Genomic DNA, 21,222 nt, shown 5'->3' with positions numbered 1-21,222 from the left:
TGGTCCGAATGGACAGAGGTTGTGACCAGTGCAAACGTGCAGGCCAATGGGTTTGATCGGACCTCTGGGGCATTGCTCAAAGTCGGGGCGTTCGGGTTGGGCGGTCTGGGGGAGGTGATTAATGATTTCTCCACTGCCCCGCAATTTTGTGAGTTCATCGCGGGTGGCGGCGGAGGTGTGATAGACGGCCCCCCTGACAATGGTGCGTATCGTCCTGGGTTGGTGGCGTTTCGCTCCGCTTCTGACAGATCTTCAATTCTCATGTTCACAACCAATGGGATTGCGGTGCGCAACTACATTGCGGGCGCACCCGACGGTGACTGGATTACGTTGTTCAGCAACAAGAACCTGGTCGGAACCGTCTCCCAATCTGGTGGGGTTCCGACCGGCGCGGTGATCGAGCGCGGCAGCAATGCAAATGGGGAGTACGTGCGATACGCGGATGGGACGCAAATTTGTTGGTGTGAGAAAGCATCAACGGACGCGCAAAGCATTGGGTCAGGCGCGCTATATCGCACCCCCGGTGTGTCTGTGAGCTTTCCTGCCGCATTTTCGGATGCTTCGAAGGTGCAGGTGCTGCCTGGGCATAGCGACGATACGAGCGCTTGGTTCACCGCAGATAGCCCTGCCGCCACAGCAGCGTTTGTGCGGAGGATGGGAACTACCAACACGCCCACCAACGTCACATACCGCATTACAGCCATTGGCCCTTGGTTCTAAAGGAGCACTCACATGCAAATTACTTTCAACTGCATAGCCGGTATGCCCGGCCAGCCTGAAACAAGCGCCAGCGTCAGCGGTGACACAATCACCGTGGATGGCGTGGCTTATGACCTCTCCGCTATGCCCGAAGGCGGCTATGCCGAACCGGAGGGCGAGCATCCCTTCGTTGGCCAGATCGCCCGGATCGGAGGCGAGCTGCACCTGTCCCTGCGCTGGATCTATGACACCGCAACCGCTGAGCCGATCCAGCCCGCCGCCGCGCCCGTCCTGGCCGTTGCCGCCGGGGAGGTTCCAGACCCCATCACCCGAAAGCCCGTGCCACAGGAGGAACAGGCATGACCTTCGCCCTGAATATCACTACTGCCGCTGAAAAGGCCGCCACTGCCCGCGCGGCGCTGCAGGCCGATCTGGCCAATATCCGATGGCAGGCGGAAGCCGGTGGCGTCGCGCTGCCGAACGGCACAAACATCCCCACCGATCAGCAGACCCGCGTGTCGCTGACCGGCGCGGTGAATAGCCTCGACAGCGGCATGATGACCGAGCCTGTCGCATGGAAGTTCCCCGGCGGCTGGCAGGATCTGACTGCGGCCGAGATTAACGCTGCCGCTGCCGCAGTGGTCGCCCATGTGCAGGCCTGTTTCGAGGCAGAGCGCGCTGTGGAGGCGCAGATCGCGGGCCTGACCGACGCCGAGGTCGCGGCCTTTGATGCGCAGGCCGCCTTTGATGCGGCGCTTGCCGGGCAGGGCGCGTGATCTAAGCCGCGCAAGCAGACAGAAAATCCAATCCGAAACCACCCGCCTTTTCGGCGGGCTTTTTTGTGAAGGAGACACTATGAAACTGGAAACCCTGAGCGCTCTGTCGTCGGGAATATTCGCGACGGCTGGCTCTTGGCTGCTGGCAAATGGATCATCTCTGCCGATCTTGGTGATGGCCTTGATCGGTGCGGTGATTGCCGTTCTCGATCTGGAAGAACCGACCATCAAAAAGGCTGGCTCTCTGATCGTATTCAACACGGCAGTCGGCACGTTTGGCGGGCCGGTGCTGCTGACCTTTGTCGGTCTGCCGCCGAACCAGTTGCCACCAGCCGCATTGCTGCTGCTGCCGATGCTGATGGCTTGGGCTGGCCATTCAATGATCACAGAGCTCCGCGCGGGCTTTCTGGCCTTCCTTGTCAAGCGCATCGGAGGTTCGGGCAAATGAATCGCATCCCGCCATCAGTCCGGCGCGTGACAAGATCCCGCGCTTACCGGCTATGCAAAGCCATTTTGAGTGCCGCCATCATGGCGGCTCTTGTCGCTGCAATCGCGGCCTCTTCCTGACATTTCACGCAAAGGAGCTTGCCATGAAACTGGCCATAGTGGTCGGGCACAACGCCCGCTCACAGGGCGCGGTGCGCCCTGACACCGGCGAAACTGAATTCGCCTGGAATTCCCGGCTTGCCAAGATGATCGAGGAGGAGGCGCGCCTTTTTCCCCGGATCCGGGTAAAGACCTTTTTCCGCGAATACTGCGGCAGCTACCGGCGTGAGATTGCGGAGGTCTATGACCAGGTGGACGCTTGGGGTGCAGACGCCAGCAATGAGCTGCATTTCAACAGCCACAGCAGCCGCACGGCTACAGGCACAGAGGTTCTTTCCAGCGGGTCTGACGCCTCACTGCGCTACGCCAGAGCTTTGCAGGAGCGCATGGGCGCTGCGCTGGGGCTGAAGGACCGGGGAGTGAAGGTTCGCCGTTCTGGTCGGGGCTCTGAAAGCCTGATGAGCGGACGGGCCCCCGCCGTGTTGATCGAGCCGTTCTTTGGAAGCTCCCCGGAGGGGCAGGCGGCAACGGACGAAGAGCACGAGCAGCGCGCCTTGGCCAGATCCATCCTGCAGGCAACGCAGGACGCCTTCCTGTGATCCAGGCTTGGGTGATCCGCAACCTGCCTGCATTCGCTCTTGTCGCCGCGCTTGGTGCGGCGGTCTGGGTTATTGCGGACGCTTTCAGAGATCGCGCGCAGTTGCGTGCGGACTTGGCCGCGGCTGAAGACGAAATAGCCGCAAAAGCTGCGGCGCTGGAACGTGCTGCCGAGACAGCCCGTATCCACCGCGCCCACCTCGATCGCGCCGCCGATGAGGCGCGGCGATGGGATGCCATTTCCAATGAACTGCAGCTGATGGAGGGACGCGATGCGCCTTTGTCTCCTTTGCTTGCCGCTACTGCTGACCGGCTGTTTCGGTCTGGGGAGTGATCGGCCAGTGTCGCCGCCAATTGTGCCGGCCGATTTGCTTCAGCCAGCGCCTGGGTGGACTGGCCCGAAGCCTCAGACGGAGGGGCAGCTGTCTGATGCGCTGATAGCCGAGGCGCGGGGGCGCATGATTGCCAACGCGCGCCTTGCAGCGATTTCGGATATTCTGGAGGGAGCCGGGCCGCAGTAGGCAGCTGCGGCCTCCGGGGTTAGGTGGACTGTTCGTCCGCACGATTGAATTGATACCAAGGGTCGCCCGGTTCGGCTTCTCCGGTTTCGTCATAGTGACTTTCCGGGTCGAAGCCGCCGGGGATCGGTTCGAGGATATTGAAGCGCCGGGCGAGGTCGAATTTCTCAGACGCTTCGATGTCTCCGTGCATCCACCATTCTTCCATGATGGCCTGCCCGAAGCCTTTCCAGTCGGGCATCTTCTTTTTGGTTTCTTCTGCCATATCGGCCTCCGGGGTTAGCTGGACTGGGCCGCGCGGGCGGCGGCACCAGCCTCAAGGGCTTCTTGTTCGGTGCGCCCTTCCTTAAGCGCGCCGTAGTATCCTTCATCGAAGGCGGTCCATTCGTGCCAGAGCGCCCCGAGGCCACCGCACTCTGGGCATCCGCAGCCGCGATGGCACTGCATCGCCTTCGAGTATTCTCCGCTCGGGACGCCCTCGCTGCTTTCGTGGCAACCGCTGCAAGGATACCACCAGCCACCGTTTTCGGTCGTTACCTCTCGGAACGCTTCGACATTCAGGGTGTCGCCTTTCGTCGCCATTTTGGCCTCCGGCGGTTTCTGGATTAGGCGGCTGCCCGCCGCGCTGGGTGAAAGGTTTGGCCCAGGCTGGACGCTCGCAGCAGTGCTGCGGCGCCCTGCGCCCCGGCGGCGAAAAGGGTGGTACCAGTTCCTGGTTGCTCACCGATGCTGCCGTCTGGCCTCTCGAATTTGACCTTGGGAGAGACAAACAGAACGGCATCGGCCAGCGGGGCGAACTCCTGCCACCATGGCGCCGATGTGCGATCAGGCAGCAGAGCAATTCCGTTGCCATGGTCGAAGAATTTGCGGAGCCAAAGCCGCTTGGTGGATTGGTGGCCGAATGGCGGGTTCATCCAGACAAAGCCGGTCCATTCCAGTTCCAGTGATCCCTCCGAATAGAATGAATTGGCCGGGACGTACCGTGGCCCCTCCGGTGGGCAAGCCACGTCCAAATTGAAGGTCACGCCCAGGGCCTCGAAGATATAGGCCGGGGTGTACCACTCGTCGCTTTCGCCCTGTTTCTCGTAGCTTGCCATGGGTGCTCCTGCAGGCGGCGGTTTCTGGATTCAGAGTTCGGACAGAGCGAACGCGCACTGTCGGTGGACTTCATATTCGGCATCGGCATCGCCGCGATCAGCAGCTTCATCCTCGATCCAACCGCGCAGCGCTTTGATCCGCGCCCGCATTTCTTCGAGCTTTGCCTCGTAGTATCGCTCCGAGGTATCGTGAATGTCAGCGTCGATGTATCTGTGGAAATCTCGGTCGCGCTCTTTGTCGCCTTCCCATCGGGCCACTGTTGCATGTTCGGACAAGACCGCAGAGACAACGCCTTGATCGTGTTCGTCGCGCTCTGCCATCCAGATTTCGCGCGGCCATTCCGGGTTGTCTGTGTCGCTCATAGGTGCCTCCGGCGGTTTTAAGACTGTTTCGGGCGCGTCTCGCTGATCACCTGGTCAAAGGCGATCTGGGCGCACTCGCAGTGGGTTTCATCACAGGTTGATCCTGCCGGGGCGAAGCATCCGCCCGCCTGTTCTTGCCGTTCTTGGCGCAGCTTGTCGGCGGCGTCATAGTGCTCTTGCTGGGCGTTCATAGTGCCTCCTGGCGGTTTTAGGACTCAGGGTCCAAAATTATCTTCAAGCCCACGCGAGAGCAGGCACGATACAGGCGCTCGGCAACCTCATGTTGCGCCGCCTCATCTCCCCGATTGGCCGCAGGCATAGGCCCGGGATCATTCGCGAACCTGACGGCAGCTTTACGGATTGCGAGTACCCGTTTCGTTGGTGGATGGTGTGCAGGGTCGTGCATCTGTGCCTCCGGGGTTAGCTGGATTGTTCTTGGGTGGGGTAATGCTCTGCCACAGCCGAAACGATTTCAGTCGCTGCGCAGCGGTGGCCGCGTGTGAACAGAGGCTTCGAACCTTCGACCTGTATGTAGCAGCGCGGCGAAGGATCGTAGGCGATCCGGCGGGGGTTCAGTTGCATGTATCTGCGCAGGTCATGGCTGGCCTGCTGAACCGACATGCGAAACGCACGGGCGATGTCGCCGCGCTGAATCTGTCCTTCTTCCTCGATCAGGTCATCAATCCACATAAGGCGGACTACAGTGGCGAAAGCGTCGGTCATGGTGCCTCCGGGTTTAAGTCGATTGCCGCTCTTCACGACGGCAGTGGCGCAGATACGAAACGCTGATACCGGCGCGCCTGGCTTGGCGCTGATCAAGACGTCGCTGCAGGTCGCGGATAACGCAGGTCACATCCATCCACGCTTGAGTGTCCTCGGATGCCGAGGGGCTGGCATCATGCAGGATGCTCATTGCCCGCTTCGTCACTCGTTTGTGCCATGCTGCCCTCATAAATCTTAAAAGGTAGTCCTGAAACCTTTGCACAGTGCGCTTGCCTTGTCCAGTTAATTAGTCCAAATTGGTGCGGCAGAATCCAAGAAAGACAGTAAGAAAGTGGCGTCCGAATCCGAGAACCAGCCGACACGCAAGATCGGATACGCTCGCGTCTCCACCTCTGAGCAGAACCCAGACATGCAGATCCAGGCGCTGTTGAATTACGGTGTTCCGCGTGAATTGATCTTTGTGGACAGAGCCAGCGGCGGCACTATGAACCGGCCACAATTCATGAAGGCGCTGAAATATTCTCAGCATGAGGGGGCGGAGTTTGTTGTCTGGAAGCTCGACCGTCTCGGGCGCACTCTTGGGGGCGTTCTCGACACCCTGAAGCTGCTGTCAGATAGCGGCATTGTCTTCGTCAGCCTGACAGAGCGGATCGACACCACTGGCCCTATGGGCAAGGCTATGATCCACCTGCTGGCCGTCTTCGCGGAGCTTGAGCGTGACCTGATCGTGGAGCGCACCAAAGCCGGTATTGCGCGGGCGAAAGAGCGCGGCGACGTGGGAGGCAGGCCCAAGGCAATGACGCCGGAGCGGGTTGCCAAGGCAGAGGAAATGCTTGCCGCTGGTGAGCGCGGCAATACGGTCTGGAAGGCGATGAAAGAACTCGATGGCCCGACGATCAGCCGGGCGGCATACTACGCCTGGCAGAAGGAATGGGATGCGGGCAACCGTGCCCCGGATATCGTTGGCGAGTAATCTGAAAAAGGAGGAAATTATGCGTACATTGGAGCAACTAAAGGCAGCAAGAGAGCGCGCGGAGAAGCAAATTTCGGCTTGGGAAGAGGAAGACGCGAATTTCCCTGACGACAAAATCTATGACCAAGCGATTGCGGGGCAGAAGGCAGCACTGACCTACATCAACCGGAGAATTTCTGAAGAAGAATCCATCTAAGGAGCGCCCGCGAATGCATGACTGGCCGCACACAATTCCGGAAGACCTTCGTCAAGCGCTTGAGGCTGCACCGCATGAGGCATGGCTACCGGCATTCCGCAGCTGGGCAAAACAGCACGGCTTGCGCCTAAAGCTGCAATGGATTCCAGATCTGGAGCGGCGCGTGGGTGAGCTGGACAAATGGCGCTGGGCGCCCGGCCATCAGGATCGGTGGGGCGTCATGCGCGAATGGCTGGATGCGAAGCGCGTTTCGGCGCCGGAGAGCCTTCCGACGGCCCCAGAACGTCGCCACGGCGATCTTGGGCAAAGCACCCCGCCGCGCCGATAGTTATAACATAACTAATCTTATGCCGCTTTTTACGCTGGGCGGGCGGCGCCCTGTTCGGCGCGCGTGGCCTGATGATCGCTGCATAGTGTCTATATTAGTGTCTGTGCATCACCCGCCCCCTAGATGCTGAATCCTCTTGCCCGAATCTCTTTCCTTGGTAGTTATATACGGACAAGGCGCTACAGAACGCCCAAAACCGTAACAAACGGAAGAGCAAAGAGGCGGTAGAATGCATCAAACCATATCGCGCATCGACCAGCTGGTCGGCGACCATGCGCTGAACCTTTCCCGACAGCTGCAGGCGCTCCGGCAGCAGCATTACCCGCCAGACGCCCGCAAGGTAATCCGAAAATTCACCTCTGGCGAGGCTGCAGACCTGCTTGGTGTAAAGGACGCGTACCTGCGCAAGCTGCACCTCGACGGCAAAGGCCCCTCCCCTGAAATCCGCGGGAACGGGCGCCGGTTCTACTCCCCCCATGACATTCAGGATCTGCGCGTTTTGCTGGAGGCCGGCGCCAAGGCGCCAGGCACCTACCTGCCCGGCCGTCGCGATGGCGATCACCTCCAAGTGATCACGGTTATCAACTTCAAGGGTGGATCCGGAAAGACCACGACAGCCGCGCATCTTGCGCAAAAGATGGCGCTGGATGGCTACAAGGTGCTTGCCGTGGATCTCGACCCGCAGGCCTCGCTTTCGGCGCTGCACGGCTTTCAGCCTGAATTTGATCTGCTGGATGGCGGAACGCTTTATGACGCAATCCAATACGAGGATCCGAAGCCGCTTTCTGAGGTGATCCAAAAGACGTATCTGGCCAACCTTGACATCATCCCCGGCAACCTTGACCTGATGGAGTTCGAACACGACACCCCGCGCGCCTTGGCGCAGCGTGACGGCGAAATGTTCTTTACCCGGGTGAGCGATGTCCTGGCTACCGTCGAGGCGGACTATGACGTGGTGGTAATGGATTGCCCGCCGCAACTCGGATTCCTCACCATGTCCGCTCTGTCAGCTGCTACCGCCGTGCTGGTAACGGTGCATCCCCAGATGCTCGACGTCATGTCTATGTGTCAGTTCCTGCTGATGGTGTCGAACCTTCTTGGTGTCGTCGGCGAGGCCGGTGGAGACATGTCCTATGACTGGCTGCGCTACGTGGTGACCAGGTACGAGCCCGGCGACGGGCCGCAGAACCAAATGGTCAGCTTCATGCGATCGATGTTCGGGGAACATGTGCTGAATCACCCTGTTTTGAAGTCCACCGCGATCTCGGACGCCGGCATCACAAAACAGACGCTGTACGAGGTCGAGAAAGGCCAGTTCAACAGGGCAACATATGAGCGCGCAATGGAGAGCCTGAACGCAGTAAACGGTGAGATCGAGGCGCTGGTGCAGGCGGCATGGGGGCGGAACGATGGCACGTAAGAACCTGCTCAAAGGCCTGATGGAGGGCACAGCTGAACCGCAAGAGGGTGACGCCTCCCCTGCCCGCGTTGACGCATCGCGCCCGCGTTACAACACCGGCGCGATTGGGGTTGTCAGCAAATCCATCGCGGACCTGAAAAGCCGTTCCGTGACGGAGATCGATCCGGATCTGATCGACAGCGGCGGCCTTCAGGACCGGCTTGATGCCGGTGGCATCGATGAGCTTGCCCGCGCCATCCGTGATTATGGCCAGCAGGTGCCGGTGCTTCTCCGCCCGAACCCGGAAAACCCTGACCGCTTCCAGGTAGTATATGGCCGCCGCCGCGTCGCGGCGCTCCGAGCGCTGGGCGCAACGGTCAAGGCCATGGTACGCGCCCTTGATGACCGGGAGCTGGTCATCGCCCAGGGGCAGGAGAATTCCGCGCGCAAGGATCTGACGTTCATCGAGCGGGCCAACTTTGCGCGCCAGATGCGCGATGCGGGGTATGACCGAAAGGTCATCTGCGATGCGCTGCATACCGACAAGACGCTGGTGTCTCGCATGCTCTCTGTCGCCGACAGGATCCCGGTGGATCTGATCGAAGCGATTGGCGCAGCACCTGGCATGGGCCGCGACCGCTGGATGAAGCTGGCTGACAGCCTTGGTGGGCAGGATATGACATCCGAGGCGCTGGGCGACACATCGGACGCCCGTTTCGAAGCTGTCATGGCCGAGCTGAACGCGCCAAAGCCCCCTGCCCTGCCGCCTGCGGCGATCAAGGCAACGGATGGCGCCGATCTGGCAACAACGGACAGAAAGCGCGGCAAAACCGTGCTGACACTGAACACAAAATCCGCGCCGGGGTTTGACGACTGGTTGGTCGAAAACCTCGCCCGGCTGCATCGCGACTGGCAAAACAGCCGCGGGCAATAACCAAAGAGCAGCAACACAGGAGGCACGAAACAGACAGGACCAAAAGAAAAGCCCCCCGAGACGTATCCCGAGAGGCCCCAAAAAAGTCGTTTGTAGCAATCCGAACTTAGGGGCCTAGTTGACAGCTGTCAACAATCGCCGACTTCGGCGGGCTGAAAAGTTTTGTCTCGTGAAATTTGATGGAACGACTGACAGTGACGCCCTTCGGGCGGCGCCCGGTGACGGCTGGCCTGATGGAACAGGCCGCCGCCGCGCAAGCGCGCCCTGCCCTGCCCCATTTCAGCAAATGGGAGCTTTTCCGCGACCTCACCGCAGCCCGGTACGCCTTCGGGCTGTCTGACCGCGATCTGACGGTCCTCAACGCGCTGCTGACCTTCCACAAGGGCGACAGCCTGTCGGACAATGAAAACCTGATCGTGTTCCCGTCAAATGAGGCGCTGAGCGGCCGGGCACATGGCATGGCGGAAAGCACTCTGCGGCGCCACCTTGCCGCGCTGGTGCGGTCTGGGCTGATTGCCAGGCACGACAGCCCGAATGGGAAGCGCTACGCTGCCAGAGACGGCGATGGGCAGATCGTCCGCGCCTTTGGCTTCGATCTGCGTCCGATGCTGGTCTATGCCCGTCAGATTACCTCTGCCGCAGCAGAGGCCCGCGCAGCGGCAGAGCGCCTGAAGCGGCAGCGTGAAGAGGTATCATTGATGAAGCGGGATGCGCTGAAGCTGGCGATCTACGGCCAAGAGGAAGGCCTTACCGGCCCCTGGGACGTGATCGAGGCCGAGCTGCTGGACATTCACAAGCTGATGCGCCGAAAACTGGCGGCCGAAGATCTGGCGGCCCTTGGGGGTAAGCTGCAGGATCTGCTCGCACGGATCCGGGATATCGTCTCTAAAGCAGAAGAAATGGGCGGCAATGACGTCGATAGTGAGCGGCACTATCAGAATTCAAATACAGACTCCTTGGAATCTGAATACGCCATAGAAAAAGGCGAAGGCGGCTGCGTCGGCGATCCCTCCCCTGCCCCATCGCATCATGACCCCGAGCAAAACGCGCAGCGCAGAAAGGAGCCGAACATGCCACTTGGTCTGGTGTTGAAGGCCTGCCCTGATATCCTGCCCTATGCGTCGCAGGAGGTGAAGCGCTGGCGCGATCTGGTCGATCTAGCTGGGTTCGTAAGGGGGATGATGGGTATAAGCCCGGATGCATGGTCAGAAGCGCAACGGATCATGGGGCCAGAGGTCGCATCGATAACCGTGGCGGGAATCCTGCAGCGCGTGGATGACATTCGGTCGCCGGGCGGATACCTGCGGGCGCTGACGTCCAAGGCCGCGGCAAACAGGTTTTCCCCTGGCCCGATGATCATGGCGCTGCTCTCACCGGCGTCACAGAGTTGACAGCTGTCAACTCTTGCATGCGCTACTTGGATTTTCGGCGTTGCTTGCGTGCCGCCTTAATTTTATCCCGGTTCTTCCCGCGTGTTTTTCTTGGGCGAGCGGGAGACTTTTCTTCAGTGTGTGGGTTGGGTGGTAGAGCAAGCGTCGCAGCCAGCAATGCAGCGCGCAGCTTTGGGTTTGGCGTTGTCATTCCTACCTCTGCTGTCAGTTGGAAAGGCGTTTGCTGGCGCTCATGCCGCGATCCGAGAGGCAGTCACGCAAGAACCTTTCGTTTTCCCGCAGGCGCTCGATTTCATCAGCCATTTGCAGGATAAGGGTTTCGGCGTTCACGGCGCCAAAGCTGACCTTTGGCAGTAGATCGCTGCCCTTTGCGCGCCGCGCGAGTTTTACAATGTCAGGCATGCCTGTCTCCTAGAGGTGGTTGCCAGAGTTGACAGCTGTCAACTTTGACAACCTGATGGGGTTCGTTCCGGTGAATGCCATTGTCAGGGCATAATTGATTGGCCCTGACCGATTTTCTTGATCTGCGGTCGCGCGTATTCGGGCAGCCTCAGGTTGGTGGTCATAGGGGCCTTTCCGCCGATCACTGCCATTTCTGCTGCAGGTCGTTTGCCGGGCGACAGTTGGCCCCAAGGTTGCAGCTTGATGCTGACGCTACCCTTGATTCCGGAAGCCAGCCTGAATGCTTCCGTGTCACCAACTTCGGCAAGCTCAAGTTCAAGGATATGGTTTCTGCCTTGGTCATTGCTGAGCGCAATTTTCATCGCATCTTTTTCGGTATCCAGGACCCCGCCGAAGTGTTTTTCTTGGGCGGCCTTGGAAATGCCTATGCGGACGTGCTGTCCGTGCTTCCCGTCAGCGACTGAAATGGTGAACCCGGATTTTCCCGGTCCTTTTTGCTCGAACGGTTTTGGCCTGAATGGTGGCATTGGTATCTCCTTCCTTGGTTTTCGGTTGTCAAAGTTGACAGCTGTCAACTCTCGGTTTGGGATGATCCCCCTGCCCCGCTGGCACTGTCGCGCTCCCATGGCGCCGCTTGCATCGTTGGGGCCTTTGGCGCTCTGCCGACCATGGTGGCCTGCTGATGCGCCAGCCGTTTGATGGTCGTCATCGGGCGCGGGACGCGGTGAAGATGAATTGGCGGGTCCTGAAGCTCTTCTTCGCTCACGCCGCGGCCTCCTGGTCATTTGCCCAGCCGCCCCACTGGTCGGCAGCGGCGTTCATCATCATCGGAAAAGACCGGCTGCGCATACGGGCACGTTCAGGACCTGGCGGCATGCGGTGAATCCTGTTCCAGCTCTTCCATTCGTCAGAGCCTCGTTCCGGCTCCTGCAGGCGGTTGGTTTCGACCAGCTGGGGCAGGCCGCGCAGATACCAGCCAGTCGCCTTGTAGGCCGGTTCCCCGAACCAAAACGGCTGCACCATGTGGGGGACCGGAAGATCGGCAGGCATGCGGTCGCGCGCTAGATCGTTCATTTCCGGATTCTCGATGGCCACGCGATCAATCGGAGCTGCCCAGCAGGCCGTGAAGATGCTCACACCCTCTTCGAACTCAGCGCGCATGTCGGCCAAGCTGCGGCCCTTGGGCAGCTTCTTCGGCTCTGTCCATTTGCCCGGTCCAGACATCCAACGACGGCCAGAGCGACAAAGGCGCGTACAGGGTGGGTGCATGACCGCGAGCAGATCCCAGCCTTCGGACAAGATCCCGTCGCGAATGTCGCAGCGGATGTGGCGGTTTGATCCGTCTTCTGCGGATTCGATGTCGCAGGACCAGACGTCGTGCCCGCGATCGGCAAATGCCCGGCGCGCGATTCCAGAGGTTTCACACCCTATCAGGACCCGCAGCGGCCTCATGCTGTGGCCTCTTTTCTTGCCTCAGTGCGTGCAAGCGTCATGAGGCGTCCTGTCACAGAATTTGGCTTGCGGTTTAGCCGTCGCGCCATCTCTGACGCTGTCAGCCCAGCAGCCTCCATCTCGATCAGTTTGCGGTCTTCATCTGCGGTGAACCGTCTAACCTGATGGCCAGACCTGCACACGATCATAGGGCCGCGCTCTACTGGTGGTGCATGCTCTTGGCTCTTCGGACTGTCTGCGCCGAGACGCAGGCAATGCCAGTACACGGCGCCGTGTGACATTCCGAGCCGCTCAGCGATGGCGGCGTAAGACATTCCGCCTTCGCGCAACGTAGCGGCTTGATCCAGCAGGCTGTCGGAGTATTTTCTCGCTGGCATGTGTTACTCCTGGTTAGCTGTTTGTGGTTGAAGAAGCGCGTTCACAGGTCGCCCTCCCATCCAATGGGCGCCTGAAAGCCAGCCGCGCCGGGATGGCCGCCGCCGCCGTACTGCTCCGCGATCTTGGACACGTCCATGCCGCCCTCACGTGACCTGAGGGAGAAGATGCGGGCATCCGCCCGGTCGAAGTAGACAGCGGCGAATGGCGCGCCTTCGGCAAGCTGTCCCGCTGCATCTGACGCCATGGTGAATGGCAAGTTGACAACCGGCACCCGATGGCCACCGATCACCATGTCTCGCCGCAGCTCCGTCAGCAACTGCGCGATATCCTTGTCGTGCTTGCGCTTGATCGCAGTCCCTTCCTGCACCGCCTGACGCCATAGCCGCTCATCGTCCAGCATGTTCGCGCAACTCGCCCATGTTCCGAAGTCATAGGGGTGGCTATGCAGCCAGGCGGCAATCTCACGCGATCCCTCCAGCTCAAACAGCCAAAGGTCGCGGTCGGCCACGTAATCCACCAGCGCCGGTCGCATTTGCCCGGGGTGGAAAAAGTCCCATGCGATCTGCGCGCCAGATCGCTTCATGTCGAAGATCGCCCGCGGCAAGCCGGGCCCGATGTTCGATGCTGCCTCGCCAGAGGCCTCAGCCAGATGGTTATCCCAACTGTTGCGATCGATAGGGCAGGGGAGGCCAGCCAGATCTTTCGCTGCGCTTTTGTGGTGGTCCAGGACAAGGACCGTGCGCGCGGTGGTGGCCAGTTCTTCCAGCACCGGGCGCTTGTAGCTGAAATCGACCAGGACAACGTCCGCGCCACTGACGTCAGGCGGTGTTTGTCCGTAGACGCCCGGGACGAATTCGACCTGTGGGCCGAGCGCCACCTTGACCGCCCATGCGGCAGTGAACCCATCCGCGCAGTTGCCGTGGTAAATGCAGATTGTCTTTGTCATGCTGAATTCCCCTGATCGCCATCACTGCCCCCGCGCCGGGGGCAGACAAAGAGATCAATGAGCGCTGAACGTGACTGAGCTTTCCTCAGTCTTGAGTCTGGCAATCAGACAGAGCGGGACGCGTTCCAGCATCGCGCTGGCGTCCCTGCGCTCGACCTGTTCCGCGAGGCTGCTTTCCAATACGGCCATGCAGGCGCGTGCGATTTCCGTGTCACCGTGGTCCGCGACCTTGGCCAGAACGCTGCGCGCCTGCGCCAGTTCCCCCGGTACTGCTACCCCGTGAGTGGCGGAAGGAATCCCGGCAGCACCAGGGCCGCCGGGAAAGTTGCCTGCGGTCAACCCGCAGGTCAGGGAGGAACGGGAAACACTCATTGGAACACCTTCAAAAACCCGATCTTGCGGGCGCAGTCGCGCATCAGTTCGCGCAGCTTCTGCTGCAGGCCTGACACCTTTTCCGGATCAGCTGCGGAGTCAGCGCCATCGATGCGCCGTAAAAGGCTCCCGGCCTTCTTCACCAATGTGACGGGATAGCCCTTATCCTTGGCGGCCCAGGCAATGTTCCGCTGCGCATCGCTGGGAGCGGTCTGACCAATGACATGCTCACTGGCGTAGCGCTGGGCGAAGCCCATCACCTCGCGCTCCATCGCCTTCCAGGCATTCGCCTTCACTGCAAGGTCGGCTTCGGTTTCGACCAGGTAGCTCGACACGCTCATGCCGCTACCTCGGCGAAAGCCGCCTCCGTGCGTGTGGGCAGCTGTTGCACCGCTGCGGCCCGCCAGTTCTCGATCGCACCGGTTGCGCTGTCACCCCGTCCGAGGACGCCGAACATCTCGATTTCATAGAAATGGGACGTGATGCGCTGGGCGGGGGCTGTGGGGTCAACCCAAGATCCGCACCCGGCGCGAACGGACGCCAGCGTTATGGCGTAAAATTTGTCAGACCGGAAGGTTCCGAAGGCCTGAAAGAAAGTCACGAGCGGGTCGACGCCGTTCATCGCCTCAAGATCGCGCAGGACCTGATTGCACCATGCGCCAAGAGCATCGCCTTGTCCTGATCCGGTGATGGTAAGGCCATGGATCGAGACGGAGCACAGACCGGGCCGCTCACTGATCACGGCGCCAAGGCACGACACAGAGAGATCAGCCGCAGACTGTGGCCCAGCCACCTCCAGCCACTCTAGGATCGCAGCGGCAGATCTGGCCATTTGCGCCACTGGAACATGACCAGGTTCAGCGCCCGCGCAATTTGCGGCGGTCACCCTGTGCTGTAGCGCTGGAAGCCTATCAAAAACGCTCATTGTATCCTCCGACTCTCTGCTATGAGACATAAATATATCCGCTAAAGAGGATAGTCAACATATACGTCCGCTATTGAGGATGTCGGATTTACGCGAGTGAGTACCCAAATGGGATTGTCCGAGGGTGAGATTTTGGGTTTAGGTTCTGGAATACCAGCCAGAATTTTCCGCAAAGGGGTACGGATATTGTTTGGAGTTATAGAGAAGGGGAACGTGATCGGCGCGTGCACAACGCACCTCGCAGAGCGCGGCCTGCGCATCGAGCAGGTGACAGAATACGATAGGATTCCTGAAATTGTTGAGCGCGCCCAAAAGGAGTATCTGACCCCGGTCGTCTCGCCTGTTCATAACGATCTCACCCAGGGCAATTGCATTTGGCTTGTTGCGTGGCTTGGTGATCAGCCTGCCATGGTTGGAGGCGCTAGGCTGGAAGCTTTAGGGGCGGAGTCTGTATCAAGTTTCTGGCCGCGCAGCTTAGGCCGGATGTATGGTCGGGAACCTGGCGAACTTATCCATTCTGTTTCCTCAGAGATATCGTCGCGGTTGAACGGGAATCTGGCTTACTTCGGCGATCTGCATGTGAACCCAAGCATGAGGGGGATGCTTTCAAATCTTAGGGCTTTCATTGCGATCGGGCATATGGCGGTGTCACTTAATTGGGATCCCGATTTCACCTATGCCTTTGTTCGTGAGGCTGATGTTATGCGGGGCGCAGCAGCGCGATACGGATTTCTTGACGTATTCCCTCAGCCCATGGTGTGGAATAACCCGCCGAAACCTCGCTCTAATGGAGAATGGTGTGGGGTTTTGCCGCGAGATAAGTTGCGGATTATGGCAACGTCAGTAGTGCAGGGCCTTTCCGTTGCGCCCAAGTCCAATCCCGGGGCTCAGGCGATCAGACAGCAATATGAAAGCACCTCAGACGAGCCTGTCGCATCAGTGACATGAAGTAAGGTCCTGATGTAGTCCATCTTCACGCGCACTGGCTTGTTTGGCATTTGGATGTCCAGTTCTTCGACCGTGCATAGGCAGCCGCGGCTTTGCGCCTCCAGGTGATCGGCTATCAGCTTGGCCCTGAACCCTTCGTTTGGCGCAGTGTTCAGCGCAAGCTGAAGGACAGAAGCGTCATTCGTGCCCATTGTCACCCCAGCAAGGCTTTTGCGCCCGACCGCTTTTACAGACAGGCAGTCGTCGCCAGATGAAACGCAGTGATAGCGATCACAATACTTGAGCAGATGCTCGAACCCTTCCAGCATACCTCCGGTGCGAACATAGGTTCGCATCATAGCCTGTGGTGTTGGTGGGGTGACGCCATGCGTGAACTGGCCTGCAGAGGACGCAGCAAATCGCTCAACTGCGAGAGCGAAATCACGCTCCCCCTGTGTTATTTCTCGAGACGCGTTTTCACGTCCTGCCAGCCAATCGATGCTGACCCCAAGCAGGTTTGCGATTCGCGCGATGGAGAATAGGCCGGGTCCCGTCTTGGTGACGTCGATGCTCTCATTTGACAGCATATTTGAGACAGTACGCTCCCCGAGCTCTGCGTCTATCGATAGGGATCTGTAGCTATTTTTGTACTTTGACCCTTCGATGGCAGCGCTCAATCTGTTCCTAAAGTCGTTCACTTCAAATCTCCAACAATGTCCTAAATTTAGGACATGCTAACAACTCGGTTGACGGCGCGCAATCTGGAATCGCAATCTGCGGTTGAAGATTGTTTGATTTAGGTGATTACATGAAGATCTCAGATCTGGTCCGCGTACTGTCAAATATGAGCGAAGCTGAAAAGGCGGAGAAGCGGCGCGAGATCGAGAATCACCTCAGTCGCGAAGCAGGGCGAGGATGCTGTCCCGTTTCTCTGGGTTCATCTCAATCAGCGAAACAAGGGCCTCGGTCTCCTGGCTGAGTTCTATGCCGTACAGGACGTAACCAAGGCTCAAACCTGCAGCGTCACAGACCTTCGCTAGGCTTGTAACTGTCGGTTCTTTCCCTTCCTTCAGGATCGAGTGAACAAAGCCGGGGTTCAACCCTGCTTGCAGCGAAACAGACCGCCTTGACAGACCTTTCTCCTTTAGAGCTGATCCTAAGCGGGTGCGCATTGCGTCTATGTCGAAGTTGCCAGTCATGCCCAACGGTACAGTAATCATTTGCCTAAGCATTATCCGCGTTTGCGGATAAATTGCACGTCCTAACTAGAGGACGTTGACCTATCCGCTAAAGAGGATATACAGATATCCTTATGAGCGGATTCCAAGCACACCCAGACATGATCGCCCTCCTGAAGCGGGTTGAGGCATTCCTTGCAAAGTCGAGGATGGGGCCGTCGTATTTCGGCAGGCGAGCCGTCGGCAACTCTGAATTGGTTGAACGCCTGCGTAAGGGCGGCGAGGTGAAGAGACGGACGGAAAGATCTGTTCTCCAGTTCATCGAACGAGAGTGTGAATCGCGCTTTGGCATGACGATTGATGACATTCTTGCGGAAGCGGAAGAGGCAGAGGAAGAGCCTGAGACGGAGGGTGCGCCATGACCGGGGAGCAGAGGCTATGGCAGACCGTCCTCATGCTGGCGCTGGCTGACGCGACATCGGTTTCGCAGACGATGACAGCGATCAGGCAGCGCGACGCCGCGGACTCTTGGATCCGGGACTGCCGCAAGGACTTCCGCAAGATCTGCACTCTGGCCGGGTTCGATCCTGCCGTGGTGCATGATGCATACATCAATGGGCGGATCGATGGTTCGCAACTGGTTTATCACCGGGAGCCTCGCCAACAGCCAGGCGCCGCGCAGGAGGGCGCCCCGGTTGGCACGATCCTGTATCGCGGTGCCTCATACCGGAACGCCTCAGAACTGGCGAGAAAGCTCTGCTGCAATAGGGGGGCGATCTACAAGGCGCTGACCCGCGGCACCTTCTTCGGCCATCCAATCTGCCGCGTTGAGTCAGGGCAGGGAGGGTCACAGTCATGAGCGCCAGGGCCAGACAGCAGCGTGCTGCTGAGGAACGTTATCTGCTGATGCTGGAAATGCGGCGTGACGCGATGTCCGTCGCTGAAATCTCCGAGGCGCTGGGCGTCGCAGAACCAACGGTGACATCAGCCACGACCGCGATCCGCAAGGCGGACGAAGAGGAAGCCGCCAAGAGCGGCGAGGATACCTCAGGGGCCTACTGGCCCGTGCAGCGCGGGCGCCCGCGCAAGGCGTAGCTGGATTGAATTTCAGGTCGCCACGCGCGGCCGGGCCCGGTCAGGGCAGAACAGGCATAGGAGAACACCATGGGGCAGGCGATCAGGCTGCGCAGGCGGTCAAACTTCACCACCATCCCGAACGGACTGATCCGCGACGCGGGGCTGTCGGCAGAGGCGCGGCTGATGATGATCTACATCATGAGCTGCAACGACAACTGGGTGTTTTACCGCGACCAGTCGATGAAGGTCCTCGGCTGTGGCCGCGACAAGTACCAGCGCATCATCCGCGAGCTGAAGGAGGCGGGATATCTGGTTGTCTCACCAAATCGCCGCGATGACGGGACCATTCATGGTCAGATCTGGGACATCATCGATGAGCCTGAAGCACAGGATGCTGCGCCATCGACCCCTAGCGCCACACAAGATGTTGCGCATCCAGCAAATGACCGGGAGCCTGAAAACCCGGCTCACGGTGAAAAGGTTAACACCGGGAGCCTGAAAAACCGGGACCCGGTTGAACCGCCCGGCGGTTTTTCAGGCCCCATAAGAAAGAACAACAAACAAGAAAGACTAAAAGAAAGTTGCGCGGACGATCCGCGCACACAGGATTTCGATTTTGATCAGTTCTTCGAGGGCTTCGCCAAGGCCTATCCCCGGATGGGCGACCGAGAGGCGACGGAGGACGCGCTGCGCACTGCGATCGAGAACGGCGCGGACCCTGCGGCCATCCTGAAGGGCGCCAAGGCCTATGCCGTCGAGCAGCAGGGCAACCGGGCCATGTACATCGCCTATTCCCAGAATTGGGTCAGCGAAAACCGATGGCGCGAGCATGTGACAGCCGACGCCCCGGCCTCCACTGCCGATACGCAGAAGGTTCTGGCCTACTGGGCAGAGACGATCAAAGCCGTTGCTGGCGGCGGTCAGGCGTTCATGCGTGGCCGGGTGCCGCCCAGCATGGCAGCGGACTGCTTCGCCGCGCAGATGGTGACCCGCGAGGAATGCCGGGCCGCAGGGGTGGCGCTATGAGCCGTTTTCACAGCAACCCGGACGCCCATGGCATGCAGTTCGGCAAGGCCATCGTAACCGTCGATCTGGATCTGATGGATTGCATGATCCGCGCCCCGCGCCCGGCAAAGGGCTCCATGATCGGGGATATCGTGCAGAGCCGCAGGTTCCATTCGCTCGATGAGATCGAAGGCGCCAGGGCGCAGCAGCTGAGACTTCATGCGGATGGCGACGAGGTGGCGGGCGACATTGCCCGTGCCCTGAAGTTCGCCGCTGGCCAGATCAGTTCAAAGCAGGGGAAACGCAGATGAGCGGCAGCGTGAACAAGGTCATCCTGATCGGTAACCTCGGGCGCGATCCTGAGGTGCGCAGCTTCCAGAACGGGGGCAAGGTCTGCAACCTGCGGATTGCCACCTCGGACACCTGGAAAGACCGCAACACCGGAGAGCGGCGCGAAAAGACCGAATGGCACAGCGTCGCCGTCTTTAGCGAAGGTCTGGTGCGCGTCTGCGAGCAGTACCTGCGCAAGGGCGCCAAGGTCTACATCGAGGGCAAGCTGCAAACCCGCAAATGGCAGGATCAGAACGGGCAGGACCGTTACACCACCGAGGTGGTCCTGCAGGGCTTCGGCGCGACCCTGACCATGCTCGACACACGTGGTGGTCAGTCCGGCAGCGGTCAGGGCGGTGGCTACGGCTATGACAGCGGCCCATCCGGTGGCGGCTATGGCCCCGACGGAAACCACGCCGGAGGCTATGACAGCGGCCCGCAGGGCGGCGGCACCGGCATTGACGACGACGAAATCCCCTTTTGACAGGAGCAACGACCATGGACTTACAAAAACTTCGCGCGGCCAATGTGGCCCGGCAGGCCGAATGGGGCGGAAACGAACAGGCGGATCTGGAGTTCCGCGCGCTGGAGGTGGCAGACGAGACAGGCGAGCTGTGCGGTGCGGTCAAGAAGCTGGTCCGGGCGCAGCGCGGCATCACGGGCTCCACGCTGTCCGTCGGGGACGTGGCGGACGAAATGGGCGATGTCCTGATCTCGATCGATCTGCTGGCCTCGCAGTTGGATCTCGCCTTGCCGTGGCCCGGTATGACAGGTTCCGGCGGGACAGCCTCCGAAATCAACATGGCCCTGCGCCTGGACGCGGTTGTGGGTGATCTGTCGGACGCCGTGATCGCCCACATCGCCGATTTGGAAACCACGTCCAGCACCGGGCAGCAGGATCTCGGCGACATCTGGGAAAGCATGCGGCGCGCGATCTTCTGGGTGGCGCAGCTGGCGGCCCGGTTGTCGATCGACCTTGGCCAGGCCGTTGCCGCCAAGTTCAACAAGACCTCCATCAAATACGGCCTGCGCACCACCATGCCTGAAACCGCAGCCGCCTGATGCCTCTTTCTGCCCCCGTCGGTCGGGGGCAGCGACGGTCAACAGGAAGGGAGCCGGTTATGGATATGAACGAAAACGACAAGAGCGAGAACTACCGCGTCACTGCGGGCGAGCTGCGCCAGTTCATTGAGCGCTTTGAGCGCCTGGACGCGGAAAAGAAGGACATCGCCGAACAGCAGAAAGAGGTGATGGCAGAGGCCAAGGCGCGCGGATACGACACCAAGGTCATGCGCAAGGTCATCTCCGAGCGCAAGCGCGACAAGGATGACATCGCCGAGGAAGAGGCGGTGTTTGAAATGTACAAAGAAGCGCTGGGCATGTGATCATGACCTGTATCGCGAAAATCTATTTCGAGCGGGACGAAGAGGGCAGAGGCGCACGCCCCCCCATCTTCCAGATCATCCGGACAGAGTTTCAGAGCTTCTCTGACCTGCTGGACGCAATCGAGGCTGACGAGAACATCCGCGGTCAAAAGCTGTTCACACGTCGTGCAGAGGCAGAGAACACGATGGAGGTGGTCCGCGTTCAGCCGACCTACTTCCGTGGTGTATCCGTCATGCGGGCATATCTGCCAGAGTGGGTCTATGTCGATACGACCGCGTCCCACCCCTGTCGGGAAGGGGCGTGA

At 60.0% G+C, this 21,222-nt stretch carries 38 protein-coding genes and 1 pseudogene; 22 read left to right on the top strand and 17 right to left on the bottom strand.

The features are described 5' to 3' along the window. The 6 genes and pseudogenes from SM763_RS21640 to SM763_RS21615 all read left to right on the top strand — a co-directional run. Window positions 1-720 (top strand): annotated as a pseudogene (locus SM763_RS21640) (hypothetical protein); the annotation flags it as partial. A 12-nt stretch (window positions 721-732) separates the two neighbouring features. Continuing rightward, window positions 733-1,062, top strand: a complete 330-nt coding sequence (locus SM763_RS21635; RefSeq protein ID WP_368999727.1) for a hypothetical protein — start codon at window positions 733-735, stop codon at window positions 1,060-1,062. After that, complete coding sequence (locus tag SM763_RS21630) at window positions 1,059-1,475, top strand: DUF4376 domain-containing protein (protein ID WP_368999726.1); 417 nt, start codon at window positions 1,059-1,061, stop codon at window positions 1,473-1,475. The genes SM763_RS21635 and SM763_RS21630 overlap by 4 nt, the downstream gene beginning before the upstream one ends. A 79-nt stretch (window positions 1,476-1,554) precedes the next feature. Beyond that, window positions 1,555-1,923, top strand: a complete 369-nt coding sequence (locus SM763_RS21625) for a hypothetical protein (RefSeq protein ID WP_368999725.1) — start codon at window positions 1,555-1,557, stop codon at window positions 1,921-1,923. A 142-nt stretch (window positions 1,924-2,065) separates the two neighbouring features. Beyond that, window positions 2,066-2,620, top strand: coding sequence for an N-acetylmuramoyl-L-alanine amidase (locus SM763_RS21620; RefSeq protein WP_368999724.1), 555 nt, complete (start codon window positions 2,066-2,068; stop codon window positions 2,618-2,620). A gap of 11 nt (window positions 2,621-2,631) precedes the next feature. Further along, window positions 2,632-2,952, top strand: coding sequence for a hypothetical protein (locus SM763_RS21615; protein WP_368999723.1), 321 nt, complete (start codon window positions 2,632-2,634; stop codon window positions 2,950-2,952). 206 nt (window positions 2,953-3,158) lie between these two features. Here SM763_RS21615 and SM763_RS21610 read toward each other — a convergent pair whose 3' ends face one another. The 7 genes from SM763_RS21610 to SM763_RS21580 form a co-directional block, all read right to left on the bottom strand. Then, the gene (locus tag SM763_RS21610; RefSeq protein WP_368999722.1) at window positions 3,159-3,401 is read right to left on the bottom strand and encodes a hypothetical protein; all 243 of its coding nucleotides are present in this window, start codon (window positions 3,399-3,401) and stop codon (window positions 3,159-3,161) included. A 14-nt stretch (window positions 3,402-3,415) separates the two neighbouring features. Then, on the bottom strand, window positions 3,416-3,718 hold the full coding sequence (locus tag SM763_RS21605; protein WP_368999721.1) for a hypothetical protein: 303 nt from the start codon (window positions 3,716-3,718) through the stop codon (window positions 3,416-3,418). A 23-nt stretch (window positions 3,719-3,741) separates the two neighbouring features. Next, window positions 3,742-4,233: a DNA N-6-adenine-methyltransferase gene (locus SM763_RS21600; RefSeq protein WP_368999720.1), complete on the bottom strand. Its 492-nt coding sequence runs from the start codon at window positions 4,231-4,233 to the stop codon at window positions 3,742-3,744. A 30-nt stretch (window positions 4,234-4,263) separates the two neighbouring features. After that, on the bottom strand, window positions 4,264-4,596 hold the full coding sequence (locus SM763_RS21595) for a hypothetical protein (protein WP_368999719.1): 333 nt from the start codon (window positions 4,594-4,596) through the stop codon (window positions 4,264-4,266). Window positions 4,597-4,613: 17 nt separating this feature from the next. Continuing rightward, on the bottom strand, window positions 4,614-4,787 hold the full coding sequence (locus SM763_RS21590; RefSeq protein WP_368999718.1) for a hypothetical protein: 174 nt from the start codon (window positions 4,785-4,787) through the stop codon (window positions 4,614-4,616). Window positions 4,788-5,016: 229 nt separating this feature from the next. Then, window positions 5,017-5,319, bottom strand: coding sequence for a BrxR family helix-turn-helix transcriptional regulator (locus SM763_RS21585; RefSeq protein ID WP_368999717.1), 303 nt, complete (start codon window positions 5,317-5,319; stop codon window positions 5,017-5,019). A gap of 13 nt (window positions 5,320-5,332) precedes the next feature. Then, the gene (locus tag SM763_RS21580; RefSeq protein WP_368999716.1) at window positions 5,333-5,509 is read right to left on the bottom strand and encodes a hypothetical protein; all 177 of its coding nucleotides are present in this window, start codon (window positions 5,507-5,509) and stop codon (window positions 5,333-5,335) included. A gap of 141 nt (window positions 5,510-5,650) precedes the next feature. Between SM763_RS21580 and SM763_RS21575 the strand changes: the two genes are divergently transcribed. From SM763_RS21575 to repC, 6 genes are all read left to right on the top strand, one after another. Then, window positions 5,651-6,292, top strand: a complete 642-nt coding sequence (locus tag SM763_RS21575) for a recombinase family protein (protein WP_368999715.1) — start codon at window positions 5,651-5,653, stop codon at window positions 6,290-6,292. A 19-nt stretch (window positions 6,293-6,311) separates the two neighbouring features. Then, window positions 6,312-6,488 carry a hypothetical protein gene (locus SM763_RS21570; RefSeq protein WP_368999714.1) on the top strand — a complete coding sequence of 59 codons (177 nt, stop codon included), beginning with the start codon at window positions 6,312-6,314 and terminating at the stop codon, window positions 6,486-6,488. A gap of 13 nt (window positions 6,489-6,501) precedes the next feature. Beyond that, entirely contained in the window at window positions 6,502-6,816 is a 315-nt protein-coding gene (locus SM763_RS21565) for a hypothetical protein (protein WP_368999713.1), read from the top strand. A gap of 229 nt (window positions 6,817-7,045) precedes the next feature. Further along, window positions 7,046-8,236, top strand: coding sequence for a plasmid partitioning protein RepA (gene repA, locus SM763_RS21560; RefSeq protein WP_368999712.1), 1,191 nt, complete (start codon window positions 7,046-7,048; stop codon window positions 8,234-8,236). Beyond that, window positions 8,226-9,149, top strand: coding sequence for a plasmid partitioning protein RepB (gene repB, locus SM763_RS21555; protein WP_368999711.1), 924 nt, complete (start codon window positions 8,226-8,228; stop codon window positions 9,147-9,149). Before repA ends, repB begins: the two co-directional genes overlap by 11 nt. Window positions 9,150-9,328: 179 nt before the next feature. After that, complete coding sequence (repC, locus tag SM763_RS21550) at window positions 9,329-10,540, top strand: plasmid replication protein RepC (protein WP_368999710.1); 1,212 nt, start codon at window positions 9,329-9,331, stop codon at window positions 10,538-10,540. Between the two features lie 204 nt (window positions 10,541-10,744). On the opposite strand, the gene SM763_RS21545 is transcribed toward repC, so the two are convergent. The 8 genes from SM763_RS21545 to SM763_RS21510 all read right to left on the bottom strand — a co-directional run bounded on the left by SM763_RS21545 (window position 10,745) and on the right by SM763_RS21510 (window position 14,922). After that, on the bottom strand, window positions 10,745-10,942 hold the full coding sequence (locus SM763_RS21545; protein ID WP_368999709.1) for a hypothetical protein: 198 nt from the start codon (window positions 10,940-10,942) through the stop codon (window positions 10,745-10,747). A gap of 83 nt (window positions 10,943-11,025) precedes the next feature. Further along, a complete protein-coding gene (locus SM763_RS21540) occupies window positions 11,026-11,469 on the bottom strand; it encodes a hypothetical protein (RefSeq protein ID WP_368999708.1) in 444 nt (147 codons plus the stop codon). A gap of 235 nt (window positions 11,470-11,704) precedes the next feature. Next, complete coding sequence (locus tag SM763_RS21535) at window positions 11,705-12,394, bottom strand: hypothetical protein (protein ID WP_368999707.1); 690 nt, start codon at window positions 12,392-12,394, stop codon at window positions 11,705-11,707. Next, a complete protein-coding gene (locus SM763_RS21530; RefSeq protein WP_368999728.1) occupies window positions 12,391-12,708 on the bottom strand; it encodes a hypothetical protein in 318 nt (105 codons plus the stop codon). The genes SM763_RS21535 and SM763_RS21530 overlap by 4 nt, the downstream gene beginning before the upstream one ends. Before the next feature lie 104 nt (window positions 12,709-12,812). Next, entirely contained in the window at window positions 12,813-13,718 is a 906-nt protein-coding gene (locus tag SM763_RS21525) for a DHHA1 domain-containing protein (RefSeq protein ID WP_368999706.1), read from the bottom strand. Window positions 13,719-13,772: 54 nt separating this feature from the next. Further along, window positions 13,773-14,090, bottom strand: coding sequence for a hypothetical protein (locus SM763_RS21520; protein ID WP_368999705.1), 318 nt, complete (start codon window positions 14,088-14,090; stop codon window positions 13,773-13,775). After that, a complete protein-coding gene (locus tag SM763_RS21515) occupies window positions 14,087-14,431 on the bottom strand; it encodes a hypothetical protein (protein ID WP_368999704.1) in 345 nt (114 codons plus the stop codon). The genes SM763_RS21520 and SM763_RS21515 overlap by 4 nt, the downstream gene beginning before the upstream one ends. Further along, window positions 14,428-14,922 (bottom strand): hypothetical protein, encoded by a 495-nt coding sequence (locus SM763_RS21510; protein WP_368999703.1) that lies wholly within the window; start codon window positions 14,920-14,922, stop codon window positions 14,428-14,430. The genes SM763_RS21515 and SM763_RS21510 overlap by 4 nt, the downstream gene beginning before the upstream one ends. 189 nt (window positions 14,923-15,111) lie before the next feature. Here SM763_RS21510 and SM763_RS21505 point away from each other — a divergent pair, with 189 nt between their 5' ends. Beyond that, window positions 15,112-15,963 carry a hypothetical protein gene (locus tag SM763_RS21505; RefSeq protein WP_368999702.1) on the top strand — a complete coding sequence of 284 codons (852 nt, stop codon included), beginning with the start codon at window positions 15,112-15,114 and terminating at the stop codon, window positions 15,961-15,963. Here SM763_RS21505 and SM763_RS21500 read toward each other — a convergent pair. Together SM763_RS21500 and SM763_RS21495 are read right to left on the bottom strand one after the other, a co-directional pair. Further along, the gene (locus SM763_RS21500) at window positions 15,903-16,529 is read right to left on the bottom strand and encodes a hypothetical protein (protein WP_368999701.1); all 627 of its coding nucleotides are present in this window, start codon (window positions 16,527-16,529) and stop codon (window positions 15,903-15,905) included. The genes SM763_RS21505 and SM763_RS21500 overlap by 61 nt on opposite strands. Before the next feature lie 306 nt (window positions 16,530-16,835). Then, complete coding sequence (locus tag SM763_RS21495; RefSeq protein ID WP_368999700.1) at window positions 16,836-17,162, bottom strand: helix-turn-helix domain-containing protein; 327 nt, start codon at window positions 17,160-17,162, stop codon at window positions 16,836-16,838. A gap of 119 nt (window positions 17,163-17,281) precedes the next feature. Here SM763_RS21495 and SM763_RS21490 point away from each other — a divergent pair, with 119 nt between their 5' ends. From SM763_RS21490 to SM763_RS21450, 9 genes are all read left to right on the top strand, one after another. Next, window positions 17,282-17,542 (top strand): hypothetical protein, encoded by a 261-nt coding sequence (locus SM763_RS21490; protein WP_368999699.1) that lies wholly within the window; start codon window positions 17,282-17,284, stop codon window positions 17,540-17,542. Beyond that, window positions 17,539-17,979, top strand: a complete 441-nt coding sequence (locus SM763_RS21485) for a hypothetical protein (RefSeq protein WP_368999698.1) — start codon at window positions 17,539-17,541, stop codon at window positions 17,977-17,979. The genes SM763_RS21490 and SM763_RS21485 overlap by 4 nt, the downstream gene beginning before the upstream one ends. After that, window positions 17,976-18,215 (top strand): hypothetical protein, encoded by a 240-nt coding sequence (locus SM763_RS21480; protein ID WP_368999697.1) that lies wholly within the window; start codon window positions 17,976-17,978, stop codon window positions 18,213-18,215. Before SM763_RS21485 ends, SM763_RS21480 begins: the two co-directional genes overlap by 4 nt. 69 nt (window positions 18,216-18,284) lie before the next feature. Beyond that, window positions 18,285-19,223: a helix-turn-helix domain-containing protein gene (locus SM763_RS21475; protein WP_368999696.1), complete on the top strand. Its 939-nt coding sequence runs from the start codon at window positions 18,285-18,287 to the stop codon at window positions 19,221-19,223. After that, window positions 19,220-19,513, top strand: a complete 294-nt coding sequence (locus tag SM763_RS21470) for a hypothetical protein (protein WP_368999695.1) — start codon at window positions 19,220-19,222, stop codon at window positions 19,511-19,513. Before SM763_RS21475 ends, SM763_RS21470 begins: the two co-directional genes overlap by 4 nt. Further along, a complete protein-coding gene (gene ssb / locus SM763_RS21465) occupies window positions 19,510-20,016 on the top strand; it encodes a single-stranded DNA-binding protein (protein ID WP_368999694.1) in 507 nt (168 codons plus the stop codon). The genes SM763_RS21470 and ssb overlap by 4 nt, the downstream gene beginning before the upstream one ends. A 14-nt stretch (window positions 20,017-20,030) precedes the next feature. After that, complete coding sequence (locus SM763_RS21460; protein ID WP_368999693.1) at window positions 20,031-20,594, top strand: MazG-like family protein; 564 nt, start codon at window positions 20,031-20,033, stop codon at window positions 20,592-20,594. Window positions 20,595-20,653: 59 nt separating this feature from the next. Beyond that, complete coding sequence (locus tag SM763_RS21455; RefSeq protein WP_368999692.1) at window positions 20,654-20,917, top strand: DUF2312 domain-containing protein; 264 nt, start codon at window positions 20,654-20,656, stop codon at window positions 20,915-20,917. 2 nt (window positions 20,918-20,919) lie between these two features. Next, complete coding sequence (locus tag SM763_RS21450; protein ID WP_368999691.1) at window positions 20,920-21,222, top strand: hypothetical protein; 303 nt, start codon at window positions 20,920-20,922, stop codon at window positions 21,220-21,222.

The sequence above is a fragment of the Pseudophaeobacter sp. C1-32P7 genome, from assembly GCF_041008775.1.
GTDB classification, from domain to species: domain Bacteria; phylum Pseudomonadota; class Alphaproteobacteria; order Rhodobacterales; family Rhodobacteraceae; genus Phycobacter; species Phycobacter gallaeciensis_A.
Note: the sequence above shows the minus strand (reverse complement) of the source record. Positions and strands in the feature narration are given on the sequence as shown.